Raw genomic sequence first — 22,566 nt, forward strand, 5'->3', positions numbered from 1 at the left:
GCTGTTTTGTGTTTAGCCTAACGTTAAGCTGATATTTTTAACCCTGCGATACCAGCGACAATCATTAGCAAGCTTAAGGCTTTGATAAGTGTTGCTGGCTCATTGAACAGATAAATACTCACGACTGCCGTGCCTATTGCGCCAATCCCTACCCATACGCCATAAGCAATGCCTAAAGGCAAGGTTCTTAACGCAATGCCAAGCAACCAAAAGCTCAATAACATAAAGACAATAGTGAATGCCGAAGCACCGAATTTGGTAAACCCTTGTGAATATTTAAGACCGACAGCCCATGCGATTTCACACAAGCCCGCAATGAAGAGAATTCCCCAAGCCATGTCACATTTCCCAACGAGATGGGGTCGTCCCCGAGAAAAGATAGAGCGGTGAGGTCGTCCTCACTTCTGATTGACTGCTTATTATATACAGAAATTTAAACATAAAAAATAAAACACGGCGATAAGCATACAACTCAAACATCTCATGTACGCTTAAATTCTACGCTTTTCTTTTTAACGGTGGCGGACTCTCTATTTCGCATCAATAACGACACCGTTTTTTAACAATTTACATATAACCTTCTGGTGTTGAAAGTGTTGCATTTATTGCACAAATCACACAAAAACTAATTGAACATGTAAATATGAAAACGTTTGTGTGACTAATATCGCTTAAAACAATGACTGATGACTTTAATATTCAGCCGAATTAATTATAAGGTATGACGTACCCATGAAAGCAATCAAAACCTCTATCGCTGTCCTTGTTGGCGCCGCTCTACTATCTGGATGTAATGACGATACTGAATACGTCAATGTTCAGCCTAAAGAAGTAAAAATAGCGACTTACAACCTCTCTTTTGACCGCGCTACCTTCGAAACTTTGGTAGATGAAATGCAAATTGAACCAACGCAGCAAGCTGCGTTGGTCACCTCTTATTTAGACGGTTCAATCGCAGCCGAAGACAAAACCACTGCGGAAAAAGTCATTCAAATTCGTAACGTTGCAGCAATCATTCAAAAGAATCGTCCTGATGTTCTCATGATGGCGGAATACAACAACGATGGAACAGGTGAAAACAAAGCAGCCATTGAAGGATTCCAGAAGAACTACTTGTCTGTCGCGCAAAGTATCGATGGCGCGGGCGGTGAAGCAAACCTTGAGCCTATTGAATACCCTTATGCTGAATCTTACTCAACTAATACAGGGTTGTTGAGTGAGTTTGATCTCGACAACAACGGAACCGCAGGTCAAATGCCAGGTGATGCATGGGGCTTTGGCATGTACCATGGTCAATATGCATTTGCCCTTATGTCTAAGTATAAAATTGACACAGCAAACACACGTACATTCCAAGCATTTAAATGGAAAGATATGGAAGGTGCGACAATTCCAACCATTACTATCTGTGACGGTTCGCAAAAGATTCCAGACGGCATGAAGTGTGGTGATGAATGGTACTCAGCGGAAGAGTGGGATCAAGTGCGTCTATCTTCGAAAAATCACGTCGACGCGCCAATCATCATTCCAACTCGTAATGGCGAGGAAGTTGTACACTTGTTGATGTCTCATCCTACTCCACCAGTATTCGACACCGGCAAAAACAAAGCGCAAAACGCAGCAGAAGTGGAGTTTTGGCATCATTACATTCAAGGCAAAGACTATTTTTACGACGATGCGGGTAAAACAGGTGGCTTAACGAACGGCGCTAAATTCGTAATGATGGGTGATCAAAACCTTGATCCAGTGTCTGGTGACGGCATTAGCTCTGTAATGCAAGAGCTGCACAACGATCCATTGGTTAATCAAACCGTGATGAATGGTGAGCTTTACCCAACAAGCTTTGGTGCAGCTGAACACGCTGTTGACCGCAGTTCAACTCACCCATATCCGAATCGCATCACTTCAACGTTTGGCTTAGGGGTAGACTATGCCTTGCCTTCAGCAAATTTGAATGTAATAGACTCTGGTGTGTACTGGTCAGCGTCTTATGAAGAAGGCCGTAAACTATTTAACGATGCACGTATCGGTAAGTATGGTTATGGTAAGGATGTATCTTCCGACCATCGCATGATCTGGATTAAAGCACAGTTCTAGACTGCATAAAAAAAAGCCAACCACAAGGAGTCGTGATTGGCTGTATATATTTGTGAACAAGATGGTTCACTAACAACGTCAGTTGGCTAGGTGACCCTCGGCTTAGAAAGGGTCTCTCATACTAAAGCATGAGGCGTGCCAACTTTTCAGTGCACAAAAACAGGTTGTTATTTAATCACTTTCATTAAAAGTTAACCAATAGCTACTGTTTGCTCACAGAATAAATTGCAATTTGCAAACTACCATTGGCATTTCGCAATAAACCTGATCTTTAGCTCTTGCTTTTATTGCTTCCTGGCTAAGTCGCGTGCAAGGATTAACGCAAGTCCGAATACTTGCAAGAAGAGTCCGATATTCTTGTACCAAGCGATCTTTTCATCCTGCTTTGCCATTACCTCATTGAGCTCTACATTCTCAATGTAGTAATTATCGATGCGGTCTCTATACGAAGCTTGTGCCTGATTTATCTTTGACATTAGTTGAGGAAGTTGATCAATTTTTATTTCATCCGACTCGTTGAGAACCCAAGAAGATAAATGCCCTGCTAATACCTCTTCTAGCTCTAAAGGTATCGCTACGCTCTGACTTATGTGCACATGCAGCAGTAAAGCTTCTCTTTTCCTTTCTAGGGTTTCCACACTGTTCCATGCGAGTTGGATGGAATACAAGTTTTCTGCTGTTTGCTCTGCGAGCTGCGAGTGCTGTTTACCCAACTTATCAAGGACTAAGCTAGTAACGATGATCGCGCCAATATTCAGTACTAATCCAATCAGAACGAGTACCCAAGGTGGTGGAATGTAACGTCGCAGACTTACCATAACTTATCGTATGGCAGGTAAATCATATTTAACACAACCAATGAAAGTATCACCAGAAATGTCACCTGCATCCCTCTAATGCGCTTTTTCAAGTCTTTTTTCAATATGCCTTTAGCATGAATAACTCGACCAATTACAAAAATAATACCGGTGAGATGTATCCATGTTGGGTAAGCACTATTGAATTCTAAAAGTGCCATTAAAATCAGGGTGATGGGGATATATTCTGTCGCATTGCTCTGGGCACTACGAGCAATTTGTAGAGCCTCTACCCCACCATCGGCATAAGCAATTTGATTTAAGCGACGTTGCTTAATTACTTGAACAGCCAACCAAATAATGAGTATTGCGAGAATGTTGGCATACAGAGCTGTGATCATATGTCGTCCTTCTTGATCTGGTTTTCACTTATATAAGCGTGTCACTTGGCTATAACTATAGCGGTATCATTATGATAATGCGTCAAATAATCTCAAGTTATGATTTCTATTCGGGCAAAAAACGAAAGCCAATGCTTCATGACATTAAAAATGCCTTCGAATGGAGGGCATAAGAATAAAGAAGCTAATATGTGAGAATATTGAAACCACTATAAGGGGTGTTTGACCAGCCTTTTGCGCCGATGCCCTTTGATAATACTTTCAAAAATTGTGAACAACAGCCCTACCCAAATAAATGCAAAGGTCACCGCTTTCACTTCGTCAAACAACTCGCCAAAAAACATAACTGCCAACACAAACTGCAAGCTTGGCTCGATGTATTGCATTAGACCGACGGTTGATAAATTAGTTATACGTATTGCGATAGAATAAAATACGAGTGGCAAAAGTGTGATAGGTGCACTGCCAAAATACAAAAGCAATGTTGTGGTATCTGTGCCCGAAGCCAGTTCACCAGTTGCCCATTGTTTATAGAGCAAATAGGCGAGTGCAACTGGAGTCAGTAACAACGCCTCAACAAACAAGGTTGTACTCCAGTCATAATTTATCTTCTTCTTGTACAGCCCATACAAAGCAAAGAACAACCCCATCGTTAGTGCGATAACGGGCAGCTGACCATAGTGAATCACTTGATACATAACACCAATTGTTGCCAGCACGATTGCAATAAGTTTGCCTTTTGAGAGCCTATCCCCAAGAATAAATACGCCCAGCGCAACAGATACTAATGGCCCAATAAAGAAGCCTAAGCTGGCATCGATGACCCGATGATGGGTCAAAGCCCAAGTGAACGCACTCCAAGAAATACACATCAAACTGCTCGCCACAAACGTGTACCACAAGGATTTTTTATCAAGCCAGATTTCTTTCCAATTCAGCCCTCGACGGGTTATCCCAAGTACAATTAGAAACCCGACAGGTACAGACCCAATGATTCGCCATGCTAGCAACTCATCCATAGAAGCATTTGGTAAATAACGATAATAAATTGGTAGCAATCCCCAGATCACAAAGGAGAATGCTGCCATAAAAGTGCCATAACGAGTGTTATTCATAAAACTATCGCCCATCTAAACGACCAATTTGGCGTAAGTAAACAAGTCCGCCATACATAAAAAGGAATGCAATCCCGCAGTGACTTTATGATGCAGATGGCATTATTGGCTCAACGCTTGTACGACGGCGGTAAAGCCACTCACAAAACACAACATAAGTGCCCCAAACCGAATCTTTTCTTTTGGTAACGACTGGGTAGTTTTCATTGCTAGCCAGTAACCAAGCGCCGCAGCAGGTAATAGAGGAATAGTAATGACCAAATGATGCAATGTGAAGAAGCCCACTGGGATTTGTACTATTAGTGAAATAATCGAACTGAAAACAAAAAAAGCCGATAAGTTGCCGCGTAACTGATTTGCTTCTTGATGCTGCAACAATAACGCCATCGGAGGCCCTCCAATCGCAGAACTGGTACCAAACAACCCAGAAAAGAAACCAGCACATGTCATACGCGAAGGCGTAGGCTCAACCCGAAACGGTAAAACACTCACCACGACTGCAAACAGCACCAACAAACCAATCCAAAGCGTGAGAGTTTGTGTAGATACAAAAAAGAGTAGCAAGCCACCAGCAATTGATCCCGGCACTCGCCCAATCAACGCCATCTTTAAGCCGCCGATTTCAACACTACTGCGGTGCTTCATCGCATTCATCAACGAAATAAATAACGCGACTAAACAGATTGGCGCAGGAACATATTCTGGCGCCCAAAGAATCAGTAAAGGTGCGGCAACAATAGCCAAGCCAAAACCGATTGCGGTCTGGACATAAGAGCCAAGAAATATCAAACCTATTGCAAGGAAGTTTATCGAATCGAATTCCATTTAGATTATTCTTATATTTGAAAAATAAACACAAAACCAAAGCACATTCGCATGATGAATACCTCAGGCATACTGCGATATGAATTCCGCGTAGCATTCATCAAAGTGAATAAAAAGACAATCCATTTGTGCGGTTCGCCCTCATTTGCATTTTGTATTTCATTCCGCTGATGTACATGTTTGCTTACATCGAAGAGGATTCATGCTCGCCTGTTCACGCAGCATTTCTTCAGCGGAATTAATGACCTCTTAAAATCTAGCAGAATTAGACCCGTGAATTCTCCATTGCATTTAATGGATTCAGTCAATTAGTGCGGCGTCGGTATAGCACTTTACAACTCACCTCTTTATACTACTGATCGATTTATCATTACCGTACTTATTTACACAATAAACAAGTGTACGGTCAGTGTTTTTCTACCTTTAACTTGCTGTGAAAATAATATGAAAAAACAAACGGGATTTACTCTAATAGAGTTAGTCGTAGTTATTGTCGTGCTCGGTATTCTTGCTGTCACTGCCGCGCCACGCTTTTTAAACCTTCAAAGCGATGCACGTGAAGCACGTTTGGAAGGAATGAAAGGCGCTATTGCGTCAGCATTAGGCGTGGGTTATGGGAAAATGGCGATTGCGGGATTGGAAAGCAAGCCTTACGTTTCAAACTTCGTAGACAGTGCTTTAATGGCAGATTTACCATTTGACGGCTGTAATATTGGTGGTTCAAAGCGCTGTGTTTTTTTATATGGATATCCTGATTCTGATAGCGAATCGATGAAGTTACTCGTGCAAGGACTGAACGAAGAAGACTCGGATTGGAAAACATTTCATCACCCGGCTGGTTCAACAACTCGCGAAATGGTCATTGCTGCAGCCGACGAAAAAAGAGCTAGCCTTACACAATGCGGAATTTTATATGGGCCACCGCAGACTCCAAACGAGAGTTACACCTTAGATATTCTTCCCTGCCCTCAATAAAAATAAGGCTGCCAATCGGCAGCCTTATTTGTTTCATCTGATCGGTTTTTTACGCAAAGTTAAACACGTATTTATCCATCATATTCACCATGCGGCCAATCTCTGGCTTGGTAATCGTATCATTTGCGCCAAGAGATAGTGCTTTCGCTCGGTTATCCTCACTCATCAATGACGAGAACATAATGATCGGCATTTCATGAAACGCTTCGGTATCGCGTAGTCTCTTCACTAAGTGCATACCATCCATTCGAGGCATTTCTACGTCCGTAACCACCGCATCTAATAGCTCTTTAACTGGCAAGTTTTCTTCTTTCGCAACCTCGATCAAGCTCATCAACTTCTCATGCGCCTCACCACCGTCTTTACATGTGATCACATTGTAGCCTGAAGAAGCTAATGTATCTTGGATCAAAGAGCGAATAAATGCTGAGTCATCCACCACCATGATCGTTTTAGCATTACGCTTACCGACCATTCTCTGGTTGAGATCCACCGACTTGTCCCCTTTCACATCGTATTTTTCCATACTCAGTTCTGGGTTGATGTCTGCGATGATTTTTTCAAAGTCGAGAATCATGATCAGGTTGCCTTCTTTACGGACAACGGCTACTACACAATCTTGTTCGCCCGCTTCCAAAAACTGACTTGGTGATTCCACATCATTCCAAGAGATACGATGAATACGCGAAATGCTGTCAATTAAGAAGCCATTGGTCATTTTGTTGAAATCCGTAACGATTACAAACTTGCGCTCCAGATCTTGTCGTGTTGGCACACCTAACCAACCAGCTAAATCCACTAAAGGCGTCAGTACATCTCTGGATGAGAACACACCAATCATATGAGGTTGTGCGTTTGGATAATCGGTTGTTTCTGGCACGCGAATCACTTCTCGTACTTTCGCAACGTTAATGCCGTAATAACAAGTTTTTGTGCTGCCATCTGGCAATGTTTTTTCTAAATGAAACTCGATGATTTCAAGCTCATTGGTACCACTTTCTGTCAAAATGGTGCTGGTTACGTTACTCATAAAGCCAATTATCCAACCAAAAATACGCATCAGAAAAGTTTGATGCAAACGCCATGAGAAGCCGTTCTCTGGCTAAAAATCCAAAAGTCCTTTTTAGTCGTTACAACAAAATTTGTAAACCATCAAAAGGACGGCTAACGCACATTTCCATACCAAACCATGTAAAATTGTCTCATTTTTGAACACGACATTATGAGTGGCCAAAGTGCGAATTAACACCTCCACTTTTAGCGGCAGAGTCAATGAAAAGTTTAGAAATAATTTGAAGTGATGTTCAGCGTCAATAGCCAAACCTATCTAACAGATATCAGTACAAAGTTGGCTACTGTGCTCATGCCTGGTGTATAACAAGCTCTCTTCAAGTGGCATGGTATAAAACTGCGCTTGTGAACACACGGGTTTAAATCGAAGCGCTAGAGGCATCGCAAGAAAATCTGAAGGCATAGAACACTGAAAGAACACTTTCAGTTTGTTAGTTTTCTGTCAGCGTAAGTTTTAAGCAATCATCCTATCACTAGGTATTTCAATACCTGACATCGCTATTCCCATAATCAAGACACTGATTTTCACTTTTGGAAAGAGTCATTTTCCTTCCTCTTAGCAAGGTTTTTCCTACAATCCTATTCATCCAATTGCGCTGTCGCCTGACAGCACACTAGTTGATGTATTAGGTGAGGTTAACTTTGAATAATGTTCTTATTATCGACGCTCAACCATTGTATAGCGAAGCTCTTGCTTCTCTAGTTGAATCTGTAGTCAACACAGCTGAAGTGATTCAAACCACTGACAGTGCGGAAGTGATGGATCTTGTTCGAGGCCAAAAGATTGATTTGATTACTCTAGACGTAGTGCTTGGCGACCGCGATGGTATGCGTTTAGCCAAAAACATTTTAGCGACGGGATATCGTGGCCGACTGTTATTTGTTTCTTCACGCGACTACTCGAGTCTTTCTAAAGCAGCGTACGAAATGGGCGCAAACGGCTTCTTAAGCAAACATGAAACAAGAGAGACCATTATCGACGCAATTGTGAGTGTTTCACGCGGTTACTCAATGTTTAAGTCGACTCACACACCATCGTCGGGTAACGTAACACTTTCAAATCGCGAAGCCATGGTGTTCCATTATCTTGTACAAGGCTACTCAAATAAGAAGATTTCTGAACAACTTTCACTCAGCGCTAAAACAATCAGCACCTACAAAACGCGTATTCTGAAAAAGTACCATGCGGACACGTTGATTGAACTTCTGCATACTATTCCTCAGTCAGAAAACATTGAGTTTTGCCGCTAAGCGCTCATGTATTTTGCAATAGCACCGATTAACAACTGGTGCATTGCATCATGTCTTAAGCTTTGCTTCACCTGTACAACCACTTTTGGCCAGCCATCTGGGTAAAAATGCTCTGGCACTCTTATAAATTTATATCCATCAATTGGCGCCTGATATTCAAGTAATACGGTTGCGGCGCTTTTTTGCTTAATTAGCTTCAATACGCTGCTTACGTTGTCTAGAGCCGCAATACGGTTGATGACCATACCGTGGCTTTCCATTGCACGCTTAACGAGCTGCTCTTTCTCTTTCCAACCGATAATCTCTAACATGATAAAGGGAAGTTTGGCCGCTTCTTCCAGGGTGGTAATTCCCAGCTCTTCAGGGACAACTACCACAGCAGGCGCATAGCCGATGAACTTCTGATAAACAGATTTCGGAACATCCTCGTTGAAGTAATGTAACTGCGCATCCACTTTGCCTAGGATTATCTCTTCTATCGTATACTCTGTAATCGTTGCTATCGAAATGTGCGCCTTGGGAAACAGCGCCATTAAATCCAATGCAAGTAAATGCCCAAATGAGTATTGAGCGGTTTGCGGTAAACAAATGGTGATGTCTTTTTCGTAATTTTCCGGTTCAAACTCATCTCTAATTAGACAAGTTTCAAGCTTCTCGAGTGCATCGGAAATTTTAGGTAATTGACGTTTTAAATAGTCCGTCGGTTCCATGTGGTGAGGATGCCGAATAAACAATTCATCGTTTAGCTGGAGTCGCAATCGGGCAAGATATTTGCTAATTGACGCTTCGCTCTTCCCCATCGCTTTCGCAACGGGCTTGAGCTGACGGTGCTTATCCAGTAAGACAAGTATTTTAAGTAAGTTTAAGTCGAGATCTTTGTTCACGTGCGACACCAAATGTAAGGTCGAGAATAAATAGAGCAATCACTATTTGTTGACTGCTCTAATATAAAAGACCACTCATTCTGTTTGGTCAAATTAATCAAACAGTTATGTCATGGTTATGTTCCGTAACTTAACATTGAGTCAATACTAGCGCTGCTTAATGGGACTTTTGTCTGTGTTTTTTCATCTCATAGAGATCTTCATCTGCACGTACAATAACGTCCTGAAGCGTTTCGTGTAATTCATTCGCCGCGATACCAGTACTCACACTAACTTCGATATCCAAGGTCTTTAGTCGGTTATCTTTAACGACACTACGAAGCTTCTTCGCCAATATTGAAGATTGACTGATACTGCAACCCGGCAGAATCGCAACAAACTCATCACCACCAGTTCGAACTAGATAATCACTATTTCGAAACACTTTAGACATAGCATCAGCAATAATCCCAATAACTTCGTCCCCTACATGGTGACCGTAATGGTCATTGATTCGCTTGATCCTATCGCCATCTATTGCAATGACAGAATATGGCGCGGTTTCCAAACGACGTTTGAATTCGCTATCTTGAAAGACTCTGCGGTTAAACAATCCCGTTAAATCATCTTTCGTCACGTTCGTCAGTGCTTTCGCGAGGCGAAGTTTGCTCTCTTTAGATTCATAAGCTTTGTTGTAATACGCTAAGGTTACGAAAAAGAAGATGATAAACAAGAACACGTAATCCAATACAATTTTACTAAATGGGTACATGTAAACGATAAGATTGTTGTTGTCTGCGACATATGATTGGGTGTACGCGAATGATGGAAAGGGGTAGCCAGCGAAATAAATCACCATTTGCTTGTTCCCATTCGCTATTTGAACATCTACCGCTTTCCCATCATTATAAAGCGGCGAGAGGTATAATTGTTCCGAGAACTCTCCCACTAACTCACCTTGAAAGTAAACCGGACTCATGATGCTTATCGCCATGTCATCGGAGTATGTCGTTTTAAATGGTAGGGAAAACAATACCCGGTCCGTTAGTTGCTCTTTCCACGCGGCTAACACACAAGAATAATTACTTTTACACCAATCAACATCAAATGTGGCTTTCACTCCCTCTAACGCTTCAATCGGTCTCTCTAAGATGAGTTTGTTTCCAGTATAAGAACGAAAATACATAACGGCATTTTGTCGATTGAACGCATTTGATAAATACGCTTCAGCCTGATGAAGCGATTTCCGTGCAACAACTTCAACGTAATTGAGTTTTTCATAAGGTGACAGGGAATAAATCGCATCTTGAAAGCTTAGCTCTGTTTGCGCTTCTACTTCACTCACGCTCATGCCTTTGTATTGCTCGAGCTGCGCTTCCGTCAATAGCCCCATGAGAATCACTTTTTGTTTTATTTTGGCTAAATTATTCGCGTAAGTGTTGAACTGCTTTACTTCATAAGAAATTAACACCGCACCAATCATTGTGACAGAAGTGACGAATAGTAATGTTGCGATGAAAAGAGACAACGCGATACTTTTAAGTGTCATGATGCGGTCTTACGCCCCCGCCACTCTTGTTAGCTCAACAATGTTCTTTACGTTAAATTTATCCAATAGACGACGTTTATATGTGCTGACTGTTTTGTCACTTATTGATAGCACTGAAGCGATTTCTCGATTGGACTTTCCTTGTAATAAATACTTCATTACTGCGCTTTCTCTGCTTGAAAGTTGTGGCATTTCTCGAACGCTGTTAACAACTTGCTTAAATTTGAAGAAGGTATACCCCTTCTCTACCGCTTCTATCGCGTCTTTAAGAATGCCGTGATTTTCCGATTTACACACATAGCCATCAGCGCCAGAACGAAAAGCCATTTGGCTGTACATTTGGCTAGTTTCAGCGGAGAAGAAAATGACTTTGCCTTCATAACCATGGGATTTGATACGTTTGTAGAAATCAAACCCATCGCAATCTGCCAAGTTCACATCTAAGATCAACAGTTGAATTTCTTCCTTTTTCAATATTTGTAATGCCATCTTCGCTGATGTTGCAGTAAATACCCCATTTGTTTTACCTAACTCTTCCAACAACGACTTGATTGCAACACAAACGAGAGGATGATCGTCAAAGATCAAGTAATTCAATTTATTCATATCTTTCATTTAGTATGGTTATGGCTTCTAGTGGCATGGGTTTATCAATGTAGAAGCCTTGGCAAAGATCAATGCCATACTCACGTATCGCTTGCAATGTGACTTCGTCTTCAATACCTTCCGCGACCAGTCGTATATTCAAACTTTTCGCTAACGCGCAAATAGCAACAACGATGTTGCGTTTTTTGATGTCGCATTCGACACCTTGTACAAACGAACGATCGATTTTTAACTCGTTGAATGGCAGTTGAGCCAGTTTTTCAAACGTCGATGACCCCGTGCCAAAATCATCTATTGAGACAGTGACACCGTTCATCCTCAACTTGAGTAAATTCTTGTACAGGGACGCGCTAGTCTGAAATGTATCTCGCTCTGTAATTTCAATGGTGATTTGTGATGGGTCAATCTCGCTCTCTAAACATTGCTGTAAAAAGTAATGAGAGAACGCCGTATCTTCTAAGTTTTCATGGTCTACATTGATGGATACGTTTTGCGTCAATCCGCGGTGTTTCATGTCATAGATAACATTACTCAATACAGCTTGAAACAACTCTCCAGAAAGGCGGCAACGCTCTACAATTGGCAAAAAATAATGAGGGGGTAACACACCATAAATAGGATGATTCCAACGCGCGAGCGCTTCATACCCAAGCACTTCCCCACTTTGCACATCGACTAAAGGCTGGTAATAATTTTTCACGCGCCCTTCAGCCAGAGCAAACAGGAATTCTTGATCTTCCACTTCAATAGGTTGAGCAAAGCTGACTTGTTTCGCTTTTTCATCTTTTATTTTACCCAACAAATCAACGACTTCATTTTCATCGTATGGCTTAGGCAGCTTCCCTAATACTTCAAAGCTAAATCCCTCGCACATGGCTCTTACCGCAGAAATAATGGTCAATTCCATTGCACTGACCAGTACAACTTGCCCCTGGTACTGGACTTTATCGAGCATTTCCATCATATCGATGCCGTCTTTTCCGGGCATTTGGATATCACAAAAAATTACGTCAAAATGTTGTTCCTGCACACTCTGAATAGCAGCATCCACACAGTTAAAAGGGATGACTTGCGCGCAATAGCGATCCAATATTTGCGTAAGTATTGTGGTTTGTAGCGGATGGTCATCAATCACCATCACATTAAATTGTGTATTCATTTGTCTCTACCCAATAGTTTATGTTTTCGATCTCCTGCTCGATTCGTAAAATTAGCTCCGCTGTTCGCCTTTCAAACTCTGCAGCAGTAACTCGTTCTGCCTCAATGCAAAGCTCAGCCAGCATGCTTACCCCTATCGCCCCAACCGCTCCTTTGATGCCATGAATGACCCGTTTTTTGTCTCGCTCAGTCGATACGGCGTTTAAGTTTTTTATATCTGTAGACATTGATTGACTAAACACGCGCGCAATCTCTTTTGCGTCCTGTGCTTTGAACCGTTTAATCCAGCCGGGCAGCCTACCCCTTTCTTTTTCGCCAATAAATGGAATCAAAACGGTTTTTAATTGATTAAGGTCATAGGGCTTGTAGAGCACATCATCAATGCCGATATCCTGTGTGCGCTCAATGGCAAGACGAGCATCTTCTGCTGTCACACCGATGATTGGAATTGCTTTAAATTCGGAGTTTTTCACGTGCCTAACAAGCTCATAGCCATCCATTTCTGGCATATGAAAATCGGTCAGCAGCAACACAACGTTTTCATCTTGGTTGATGTATTCCCATGCTTCGCGGCCGTTATTCACAATGACAGGTTCGATTCCAAGTTCATGAAGCTGCATTGCTATCACACTTTGGTTAATGGGATTATCTTCTGCGACCAGTACCGTGCCGAGAACCCAAGAAACCACTTCTTGATTTACGTCACTAAGCTTGGTTTCTTGCTGCGTTTGGCTGAGCAAATTGAACAATGTATCTGGATACTGAAGCTCTCTTAACGTAAGACTGCCAAGTACTCTTTGTTCGTCACGCAGCATTAGGCCATTAAAACTGGCATCGCTGTCGTGTATAGGGTGAAGGTTCGCCACCATTGTTTTTAACGTCGCTGGACGCATTTTCCACGCGTCACACCACTGGCGAATATTAAGTGGTAAGCTCTCGCTATACGTCCAGTTCAAACAAACGTCTGGCTCAGAGTCGCAATGCTCAATTGGCAGTTTGACGGTAATCGTCGTGCCTAAGCCAAATTGTGAATCGATGCAGAGCACGCCGCCCATGCAGTCGATCAATCGGTCAACAATGCTCAGCCCCAATCCAGTGCCGCCATATTTACGCGTAATAGTGTCATCCGCTTGAACAAAAGGATTGAGAATGCCTTCGAGTTGGTCATCCGTCATGCCGATACCTGAATCTGCCACTTTCAAGATAAGCTGCTTTTCATGAAGAATGACACTGATTCCAACCTCGCCTTCCGCAGTGAATTTCACCGCATTGGAGAGTAGATTGGTGGTAATTTGCACCAATCGCAGCGCGTCGATTTCAATGAAAGCATTCGAAAATGGTTTGATTGTCACTTTGTAATCCAAACCTTTCGCGAGCGCTCGTGGTTCAAAGCTTCGAAACACATCGCACAAGGTTTTAAGCAAGTCGGTCTTAACTGGGGCGACGGTTAAGTACCCTGCCTCTAACTTTGAATAATCCAGTACTTCGTCTACTAACGTATTCAAATGATTGAGCGAGCGTATGGCTTGGGCAATTAACTCGCGATTTGAATCTGCCGTCACTTGGTGATTTAGCAAATCGAGGATGCCGTGTGCTGCCGACAATGGCGTTCTTAATTCGTGACTCATGGTTGCCAAAAAGTTTTCGCGCGCACGTACCGCGGTTTGCGCTTCTTTTTGCGCATCGATTAACGCCTGCTCACGTTCTTTTTGCTGGGTAATATCTTGAATAACAGTCAGTACAAACTTGTTCTTACCGCTAGGAGAAGCGATGACTTTGCGTTCTCGATATACATGTTTAATATCAAGTTCACAGCCCGACGAGGCAACCTCTTCTGAAATACGCTTTCCAGCAATAACAGTGGTCAGTTCATCAAAATTATTCACCAGAGGAGCGTGTGCAGAATCACTTTTCAACTTACATTGTTGGCACTGTTTACTGTTGTAGTTGGCACAATTGCTCATCTCCATATGGTTATTTTCACTATGGATAAAAACCAAGCTATTGATCTCTTTGATGATGTCCATCAGCCATTGCTTTTCCGCTTCCTCATTGTCAGCATTAAATTCGGCTAACCTCACTTTAAGTCGCATGTGAGATAAGATGAAATACGCCGCAATTAACATGAGACAGAATATGAATGAACCAGCAACAACAAATGTAGCGATCTGCTCCGCGTCATAGCCATAAGTCAGTTTGAAGCTTCGGTGAGAACGCAGCAGTTTTTCGATCTCGTTAGAATCAATGGTTTCGATGATGCTGTTCAACATGTGTTGAAGTTGTGTATTGTGGTTTGCAACCGCAAATGCATTAGAGAACGTCAAAACGTCCTCCGCATTGATCACCAAGCCATCGACTTGATCTTGTGCAATCATGTTGTGAACGATGTCGTCAGGAATATAAGCCACATCCAAAACGCCCGATTTCAAATCGGTAAGCAGCTTTTTCAAATCATCATAATGATCAACTTGGCCTTGCTGCCAAGTGCCCAAATGAACTAACCCTTGCTTTTTCAAAGTGAGCAGAATACCCGCTTCTTTCAGTGCAGATTTATCGCGCTTACTCTGCTCCGCTTGGATAGCCACGTAATTACTGTGCATGAATGGTTTAGTGAACAACCAATCTGACTTAGGTAGCTCACCCACATAAGAGATGGGGACTATATCGGCATCAAATGCCGTTAATCCATTAGAAAGGCTCGACGTCGGCTTCACATACTTAAAGCTCAAGCCAGTACGAGACTGCAATAAGTCGACAAAATCTGGAAAGAAGCCATCTAACTCGCCCGTTTGCGAATCTCGGTAGAGAAACGGATAAGCTTCGTCACTGCTGCTGTAAGTTATCACTAGTTTGTTTTGATGATTACGTCGGTAATCTACCAATAACTTATCACTGATATGGTAAGGATTTTTCGAGGCGACGGAGCGAATGTTTTTTCCATTTTGCTCCCACTGAAGGATTTTGTTGATGTCATCGATCAGACTCTGTTTGTCCAACGAAGCGATAAAACTCACCTCTTCGTTTTTCAACCAACTGGGAATATCGACAACCCCTTTTACAATGTCATTCAAATCCAAATATTGGGTAATACCAACATAAGTGTAAATCAGCGCGTTCGCTTTACCTCGCTTAACTTCATTAAACGCCTCTAAACGTGTTTTAACGTAATGTATCTTATCGATACCGCGTTCAGTGAGGTTGTCACAATACACACTGCCCTCAACACACACCCATTTAAGATCACGCGCATCACTATCTCGGTAAGTGGCATTCCGATACCAAACCGCGATAGTGCTCGAAAAGAAAGGCATCGAAAACAAGAAACGCTTTTCTCTTGCTGCTGTTTTACTAAATCCAACCGCACCATCAATCTTCTTGCTTTCGACATCCGCAAGTAAAGACGGAATATGCTTGTAAGTCCGAAGTTCTAACTCATAATCCAAAGCTTTAGTAATGTTAGACAAATACTCAAGACTAATTCCGTACGAAGGACCAACGCTACCGTCAAACGAGTCTTTAGCTTCGTCTTGCGCAATAACACCAACGATGACCTTCGGTTTAGGACTCTGTTTGGCAGTTGAGCAAAAAGAACTCGCTAAAAAAATTAAGGCGACGGACGATACCGTAATACTTCTAAGAATACTGAGCATGACTGCTTCCTCTGAATGGAAGCTCAGACTAGTTTTTGTCAGATAAAAGTCAAACTTCGCTCAATAGCGAAATAAAAATAAAGCTTTGATATAAAACCAAAAAACCAAAATTCGTCAGAACAATCTGACAACACAATCCACCTTTGACTACACAGTGTTTGCGTTCGGTCTCTCACCCAGACGGATATTCACTGCGAGTCGGTATACATAAGGGATGTGTGCTTTTAGGTTTGCACGCCATAGCTTTTTACTTTCATCTTGAATGATTCATCATCATTCCATGATAAACTGGCGTATTAACATGAAAGAAAGCTCAACTCCGCGGTTTCGAGCAGCTTGAAGTAAACACAGTTTTAGAAAATGCGTTCTAGTATTGTGTCACTCAAGATTCACATTGCTACTTTTACAACCGCTGGAGCATTAGAAAAATTAAGGTATTAAATTCAAATGGTTAATAACTCAATCCAGTGGTTTCCTGGCCACATGCACAAAGCACGTAAAGAGATCGAAGAAGCAATCCCTCAAGTGGATGTGATCATCGAAGTACTGGATGCTCGTATTCCTTTCAGTAGTGAAAACCCTTTGATTTCTCAAATCCGTGGTGACAAACCTGTCGTTAAAGTTTTGAACAAACGTGATTTGGCCGATCCAGAATTAACTCAACTGTGGATTGAGCACTTGGAGCAAGAGCAACATGTAAAAGCAATGGCGATCACGACTTCTGAACCACAAGAAGTGCATCGAATCATGGAGCTTTGCCGCAAACTCGCCCCACACCGAGAAGAAATTGGTAAAAACATTCGCACCATGATCATGGGCATCCCAAACGTTGGAAAGTCGACGATCATTAACACCCTCGCAGGTCGAACAATCGCTGTAACAGGTAACCAACCCGCGGTTACACGTCGTCAACAACGTATCAACCTGCAAAATGGCATCGTATTATCTGATACTCCAGGAATTTTATGGCCAAAAGTGGAAAATCCACACAGTGGCTTCCGCCTTGCGGCTACCGGCGCGGTAAAAGATACAGCGATGGAATATGACGAAGTCGCATTCTATACCATTGAATACCTAGCAGCTCATTATGCAGACAAGCTTAAAGAGCGTTATCAAATTGAAGAGCTTCCAGAATCAGATATCGAGATCATGGAAGAAATTGGTCGTCGCCGCGGTGCACTACGTGCAGGTGGACGTGTTGACTTGCACAAAGTATCAGAGATCTTATTGCACGAACTTCGTCAAGGCACTTTGGGCCAAATTACATTAGAACGCCCAGAAATGATCACTCAAGAACTGATTGAAGTCGAGATTGAAACCGCCCGTAAAGAAGAAGAGAAAGCGAAGCGTAAAGAAGAGCGTCGTAAGCGCTATTTACGTAATAAGCGATAAGCTTGTCTTTTATCTACTCATGTTTCAAGGCGCGATTTTCGCGCCTTTTTTGTTACCTAATGCGCCCATTTTTTTCACTTTTTAAACTTTATATTCCTCATCCAAAATCCCAGATATGAAGCACGAAAAAACACCGCAAAATCGCCGTATAAACTTTAAGCACAAACTAGTTTAGACCCCGGGCCCCTATAGAGTTACAGCCACCATCCAACCCTCAAATGTCGAGTTTGCAAGGGTCTGCAAACTTATGCAACCTGGTTAGTGACACTCTCCCCAAAATCCGCAATATGAATAAGTGTCAGCGCTGGCGTTTTTCCATATGAAGAAGAGATTTATTATGAGTGAAACTATACAAAGCAAACCACTTCCCTCCTTTATCGAGGAACGCCTAGATTTTTATATTCAAGATCTAATCGAACCGAATGAGAACAAAAAACACCTTGTTCTTGGTAAACGCCCACCGTGTAATGCCGTCGTCCTGCAAAGCAATGATTACCTTGCGCTGTCTCATAATAAGGAGATTCAAAACGCGCATCGTGATGCGATTTCCCAGCACGATGACAACGTCGTGATGTCCGCGATTTTCTTACAAGATGATGAATCGAAACCTGCATTTGAAACGCAACTAGCCAGTTTCGTTGGTATGCCTAGTTGTCTACTTTCTCAATCTGGTTGGGCTGCGAATGTCGGTTTATTGCAGACTATTTGTGCACCGAACATACCTGTGTACATTGATTTCTTTGCACATATGTCTTTGTGGGAAGGCGCACGTATTGCCGGAGCACAAATTCATCCGTTCATGCATAACAACACCAGTCACCTAAGAAAACAAATTTCACGTCACGGTTCAGGGATCATTGTTGTGGATTCGGTTTACAGCACTATCGGGACCATCGCTCCTCTACGTGATATCTACGAAATAGCACAGGAGTTTGACTGCGGCCTGGTTGTAGATGAATCACACTCTTTAGGTACACACGGTCCACAAGGTGCGGGGATACTGCAGAGCCTTGGCTTAACTCATAAGGTAGATTTTATTACCGTTAGTCTTGCCAAGACATTTGCTTATCGTGCTGGCGCGATTTTAGGCCCAGAAAAACTGTCGAAGACGCTTCCGTTTGTGGCGTACCCTGCAATATTTAGTTCTACCGTATTACCGCAAGAGATCATTCGGCTAGAGAAAACACTGGACGTCATAAGAAAATCAGATGATAAGCGAGATATTCTGTTTGAAAGAGCCAAGTCTTTAGCCGTTGGTTTAAAACGCATTGGATTTACTATTCGCAGTGAATCACAAATTATCTCATTAGAATGCGGCAACGAGAGAAACACTGAGCGAGTCCGCGATTTTCTCGAAGAGCGAAATGTTTACGGCGCAGTGTTTTGCCGCCCTGCAACTGGAAGGAACAAAAACATCATCCGTTTTTCAGTCAATGCCGACATGACAGCTGCTGAAGTTGATCATGTACTCACTGTCTGCCAACAAGCATTCGCACACCCTGACTTAGAGTTTGTGTAAGTTAGTGTGTAGATAAAACTAAAGAGCTCAACAGTTTTGCTGAGCTCTTTATTCGTGTTATTCGTTGTGAGCAACTCGCCTCAAGAAAACAAGTCGCGAATGATTAGATCCAGTTTGCGATTTTATCGAACAAGCGATTTTTATCCGCCGGTTTTACGATGAAGTCAGACATACCCGAAGACCCAATTTTGTCCAACGTGACAGGTGAACTATCCCCTGTATGTGCAATAATAGGTACCGACGCATAGTTTTTATCCGAGCTTCGAATTCGCCTAGACGCTTCTACACCATCCATAATTGGCATTTCGATATCCATCAGAATGAGATCAACATCTTCTTGCTCTAGTGTATCCAGAGCCTGCTGCCCGTCTTCTTTCTGAATCACTTCAAAGCCTTGCTTTTCAAGTAACATTGCCGTGAATTTACGCAAAGATTCATTATCATCCACGACCATAATTGTGCGCTTATTTGAATTATCTAACGTCACCGAGGCCGTTGGTGTCGATACATAGCTTGAATCATATAAGAGACGCTCAATAGTTGGTTTAGTATTCAATAACCAGGCTTGCGTTTCGATCCAAATAGGTTCATATGCAGCCTTACGTGCTCTCTGAGTCGGATGATGCTCAAAAAGATAAACGATGCGTGCTTCAGTGAAAGACAAGAGAGATTCTAATCTATCCAATTGGTTTGCTCTTGGATCTAAGCTCTCAAGATCGATAAAAATCAGATCGAATTCGAACTCGTACTCTTTCTTTTTGAGTACTTGGTTGGCATCTAAAATCGTCGAGTCAAAGCCCATAAAACGGCTGATATCTGTTACTTTAGACACCAAGATATCTTGGCTAGTCACCGTTAGAATGGTTTTGAGTTTAGTCAGATCGTTTTTGATTTCATTAACGGTATCAGATGTCGTTAGTGGGAAAGTTAATGTAAATTGAGACCACTCCCCTAACTGAGATTGACACTCAATGTTCCCCCCAAATGAACGCATGACTTTTTTACAAAACGGTAGACCCAAACCATAACTTCCTGATTTGCCAGTGGTGTAAAAGTCTTGAAAGATATTGCGTAGAACATCAGGAGCAATGCCAGCACCATTATCGGTTACAACAATTTGATTAAAGCGTTCTGAACTTATCATGGATACATGTATGTGAAAATCTTCAGATTTACGGTGATGGAAGGCATTCTTGAAGAGGTTATACATAACGTATTTAAGTAACGTATCACTACCTAGAAACTCAAACTCACTTCTCGCATCCAGCGATATGGCAAATCGATCAGTGGCACGTTTATAACTGAAGCTTTCAATTGCCTGTTCAACGACCGAGTGAACTGAATATTTTTTGAAGCTAGAACGAGAAACTCGATTTTCATCAATCGAAGTTAGCAATAAATCGATGGTTTCATTACCCGATTGGATAATGTTCATTGCATCCTGACTCACTTCACGTAATAAGGTGACATCCTCTACACTCATGACGTACTGCTCTTTTCCTGCCTCTTTCATGTTGGGCAAGATCGACTGGATAACATCTATTGAAGTGCAAAGCCCACTCAACGGGTTACGCATTTCATGTGCAATCCCTGCCCCGAATGATTTTGCCAGCGAGACTTTCGCTTCATGTTCAACTTGGTTACGAAAATAGAACAAATTACCGAAGACATAAATAAACAGAAAGATTGGCACATGAGTCCAATCCATGGTCAAGTCAAGATGGAACCCTTTTGCAACCCAAGCGAAGAATGTTGCTAAACCTATCCCAGCAAAGGTTTGAGCAAACATGACCCTAGTAACATGAACCAGTAAAATGTGTAAGAAAATTGCAGACATAAACGACATAACCCATACATTGGACCAGTCATTCATCAGTAACATATAAAAAAAGAAAAACGGTAAGCACAGCGTTATCGTCACTTGGTAGTAAATAGGAACATAATCTCTCCAAGTCGATGATAAGCGGTTTCTAAAAATGATGCCGAAAAACAATAACGAGCAAAACAATCTAAGAGGTAAATTTTCATAAGCCTGTGGAAAGGCAAACTCCCAGACAAAGTAGTACAGCGGAAAGCCAAGAAACCCCATCCAGCCAACGAGAGTTAGGTTTGGTTCTGCATATTGATAAACCTTACGTATCGAGTCCATATAATCTGTTTTGCTTACTCCGCCTGACGCACAACAATGTGATTTTGATTCACTTTTATCATTTTATTATTAACTAATTATATATTAATCATCATTTATAAGCAGCGCGAAATGACGTAAACAGCTCGCAATACTTATCTTTAGTTTCAATCTTTTAAGACAGCTGCACTTGATTTACAACCAAATAAACAAAGTTGCATATAGTTTAGTGTAATTTTGCGATAATCGCTCTGTATCCAATTGGATGTTAATCTCATTTTGTTCTAGAAACTTAAGTCGCGCCTTTGGCACGGCTTTCCAACGATTTAAAAACAGCACTCACCGCATATAGCGCGGTGACAAACAATTGGCTTGGGGTGTGTCATGAATTCTTTCCAGATAAAAAATGTCATTTTTGATGTAGGTAATGTATTGGTACGCTGGTCTCCAGTAGAAATCGTTCGCTTAACATTTGGTGGTTCCGTAGAGTCAGAGAAAATGGCTCAGATGCTATTTTCATCACAAATCTGGAAAGATTTAAATAAAGGGACGATCTCCGAAAGGGAAGCAAAACAGCGTTATCAACGTGAACACCAAGTAACGACGGAAGAAATGGACCGCTTCTTTTATTATGTAAAACACACTCAAATATTACTTTACGGCAGTATAGAGCTGTTAAAACGAGTAAAAAGAGCCGGATATGGCGTATATGCGCTCACAGACAACATCAACGAAATTGTGGAACATCTTCGTACTACCTATGAGTTTTGGCCACTGTTTGATGGAGCAATCATCTCTTCTGAAGTTCAATTACTAAAACCACAAGCGGAGATCTACCAAACTCTACTTTCAAAGTATCAGCTTAACCCCGAAGAGACAGTATTTCTTGATGACATGCCTTACAATGTTGAAGGTGCCCGAGCAGTTGGCATGGCTGCTATTCAGTTTGAAAATGCTCAGCAATGTGAGCTCGAACTAAAAGCCATGGGGGTTAACTTCTAGAAAGCTTTTAATAAAACATAACGTTAGGGTGCGTAAGTAAATTACCACCTTCTAAAGAAGGTGGCTTTGTGTGAGCCCCCTAAAAGGGGGCCTTTGTTTAGTCCAGCGCCAATTGCTGCTGCTCTACTCGCTCTTGCTTCTCTTGATGTCTTACATATCGGCGTATT

General features: G+C 42.0%; 18 protein-coding genes. 6 read left to right on the plus strand and 12 right to left on the minus strand.

Annotated features, from left to right (window positions below; translation table 11 throughout):
- Positions 1 to 23: 23 nt before the first annotated feature.
- Complete coding sequence (locus R7Q47_RS06395) at positions 24 to 338, minus strand: DMT family transporter (RefSeq protein ID WP_005376506.1); 315 nt, start codon at positions 336 to 338, stop codon at positions 24 to 26.
- A gap of 394 nt (positions 339 to 732) precedes the next feature.
- On the opposite strand from R7Q47_RS06395, the gene R7Q47_RS06400 reads away from it, so the two are divergent.
- On the plus strand, positions 733 to 2,097 hold the full coding sequence (locus R7Q47_RS06400) for an endonuclease/exonuclease/phosphatase family protein (protein WP_239945290.1): 1,365 nt from the start codon (positions 733 to 735) through the stop codon (positions 2,095 to 2,097).
- Between the two features lie 284 nt (positions 2,098 to 2,381).
- Here R7Q47_RS06400 and R7Q47_RS06405 read toward each other — a convergent pair whose 3' ends face one another.
- From R7Q47_RS06405 to R7Q47_RS06420, 4 genes are all read right to left on the minus strand, one after another.
- The gene (locus tag R7Q47_RS06405) at positions 2,382 to 2,915 is read right to left on the minus strand and encodes a hypothetical protein (RefSeq protein ID WP_033906497.1); all 534 of its coding nucleotides are present in this window, start codon (positions 2,913 to 2,915) and stop codon (positions 2,382 to 2,384) included.
- Positions 2,909 to 3,295, minus strand: a complete 387-nt coding sequence (locus tag R7Q47_RS06410) for an MAPEG family protein (RefSeq protein WP_005376510.1) — start codon at positions 3,293 to 3,295, stop codon at positions 2,909 to 2,911. The genes R7Q47_RS06405 and R7Q47_RS06410 overlap by 7 nt, the downstream gene beginning before the upstream one ends.
- 209 nt (positions 3,296 to 3,504) lie before the next feature.
- The gene (rarD, locus tag R7Q47_RS06415) at positions 3,505 to 4,410 is read right to left on the minus strand and encodes an EamA family transporter RarD (protein ID WP_213969418.1); all 906 of its coding nucleotides are present in this window, start codon (positions 4,408 to 4,410) and stop codon (positions 3,505 to 3,507) included.
- 102 nt (positions 4,411 to 4,512) lie between these two features.
- Complete coding sequence (locus R7Q47_RS06420) at positions 4,513 to 5,235, minus strand: sulfite exporter TauE/SafE family protein (protein WP_042520743.1); 723 nt, start codon at positions 5,233 to 5,235, stop codon at positions 4,513 to 4,515.
- 444 nt (positions 5,236 to 5,679) lie between these two features.
- Here R7Q47_RS06420 and R7Q47_RS06425 point away from each other — a divergent pair, with 444 nt between their 5' ends.
- Entirely contained in the window at positions 5,680 to 6,210 is a 531-nt protein-coding gene (locus R7Q47_RS06425) for a prepilin-type N-terminal cleavage/methylation domain-containing protein (protein WP_005376513.1), read from the plus strand.
- Positions 6,211 to 6,259: 49 nt separating this feature from the next.
- On the opposite strand, the gene R7Q47_RS06430 is transcribed toward R7Q47_RS06425, so the two are convergent.
- Positions 6,260 to 7,240 carry a chemotaxis protein gene (locus R7Q47_RS06430; RefSeq protein WP_025998672.1) on the minus strand — a complete coding sequence of 327 codons (981 nt, stop codon included), beginning with the start codon at positions 7,238 to 7,240 and terminating at the stop codon, positions 6,260 to 6,262.
- Positions 7,241 to 7,923: 683 nt separating this feature from the next.
- Here R7Q47_RS06430 and R7Q47_RS06435 point away from each other — a divergent pair.
- On the plus strand, positions 7,924 to 8,532 hold the full coding sequence (locus R7Q47_RS06435; RefSeq protein ID WP_213969421.1) for a response regulator transcription factor: 609 nt from the start codon (positions 7,924 to 7,926) through the stop codon (positions 8,530 to 8,532).
- Here the strand turns inward: R7Q47_RS06435 and R7Q47_RS06440 are convergent.
- From R7Q47_RS06440 to R7Q47_RS06460, 5 genes are all read right to left on the minus strand, one after another.
- Positions 8,529 to 9,416 (minus strand): LysR family transcriptional regulator, encoded by an 888-nt coding sequence (locus R7Q47_RS06440; protein ID WP_213962497.1) that lies wholly within the window; start codon positions 9,414 to 9,416, stop codon positions 8,529 to 8,531. The two genes, R7Q47_RS06435 and R7Q47_RS06440, sit on opposite strands and share 4 nt — an antisense overlap.
- Before the next feature lie 157 nt (positions 9,417 to 9,573).
- Positions 9,574 to 10,944 carry a GGDEF domain-containing protein gene (locus R7Q47_RS06445; protein WP_086047447.1) on the minus strand — a complete coding sequence of 457 codons (1,371 nt, stop codon included), beginning with the start codon at positions 10,942 to 10,944 and terminating at the stop codon, positions 9,574 to 9,576.
- A gap of 9 nt (positions 10,945 to 10,953) precedes the next feature.
- On the minus strand, positions 10,954 to 11,550 hold the full coding sequence (locus R7Q47_RS06450; protein WP_213962498.1) for a response regulator transcription factor: 597 nt from the start codon (positions 11,548 to 11,550) through the stop codon (positions 10,954 to 10,956).
- Positions 11,543 to 12,709, minus strand: coding sequence for an EAL domain-containing protein (locus tag R7Q47_RS06455; RefSeq protein ID WP_017821555.1), 1,167 nt, complete (start codon positions 12,707 to 12,709; stop codon positions 11,543 to 11,545). Before R7Q47_RS06455 ends, R7Q47_RS06450 begins: the two co-directional genes overlap by 8 nt.
- Positions 12,693 to 16,358 carry an ATP-binding protein gene (locus R7Q47_RS06460; protein ID WP_213962499.1) on the minus strand — a complete coding sequence of 1,222 codons (3,666 nt, stop codon included), beginning with the start codon at positions 16,356 to 16,358 and terminating at the stop codon, positions 12,693 to 12,695. The genes R7Q47_RS06455 and R7Q47_RS06460 overlap by 17 nt, the downstream gene beginning before the upstream one ends.
- A 447-nt stretch (positions 16,359 to 16,805) precedes the next feature.
- On the opposite strand from R7Q47_RS06460, the gene ylqF reads away from it, so the two are divergent.
- Together ylqF and cqsA are read left to right on the plus strand one after the other, a co-directional pair.
- Positions 16,806 to 17,750 carry a ribosome biogenesis GTPase YlqF gene (gene ylqF, locus R7Q47_RS06465; protein ID WP_005376521.1) on the plus strand — a complete coding sequence of 315 codons (945 nt, stop codon included), beginning with the start codon at positions 16,806 to 16,808 and terminating at the stop codon, positions 17,748 to 17,750.
- 337 nt (positions 17,751 to 18,087) lie between these two features.
- A complete protein-coding gene (gene cqsA / locus R7Q47_RS06470; protein WP_213867675.1) occupies positions 18,088 to 19,269 on the plus strand; it encodes an alpha-hydroxyketone-type quorum-sensing autoinducer synthase in 1,182 nt (393 codons plus the stop codon).
- Between the two features lie 103 nt (positions 19,270 to 19,372).
- On the opposite strand, the gene R7Q47_RS06475 is transcribed toward cqsA, so the two are convergent.
- Positions 19,373 to 21,418, minus strand: coding sequence for a response regulator (locus R7Q47_RS06475; protein WP_064369289.1), 2,046 nt, complete (start codon positions 21,416 to 21,418; stop codon positions 19,373 to 19,375).
- A 363-nt stretch (positions 21,419 to 21,781) separates the two neighbouring features.
- Here R7Q47_RS06475 and R7Q47_RS06480 point away from each other — a divergent pair, with 363 nt between their 5' ends.
- Positions 21,782 to 22,399, plus strand: coding sequence for an HAD family hydrolase (locus R7Q47_RS06480; RefSeq protein WP_005388227.1), 618 nt, complete (start codon positions 21,782 to 21,784; stop codon positions 22,397 to 22,399).
- The last annotated feature ends 167 nt before the right edge of the window (positions 22,400 to 22,566 follow it).

It is taken from the genome of Vibrio sp. Vb0349 (assembly GCF_033338975.1).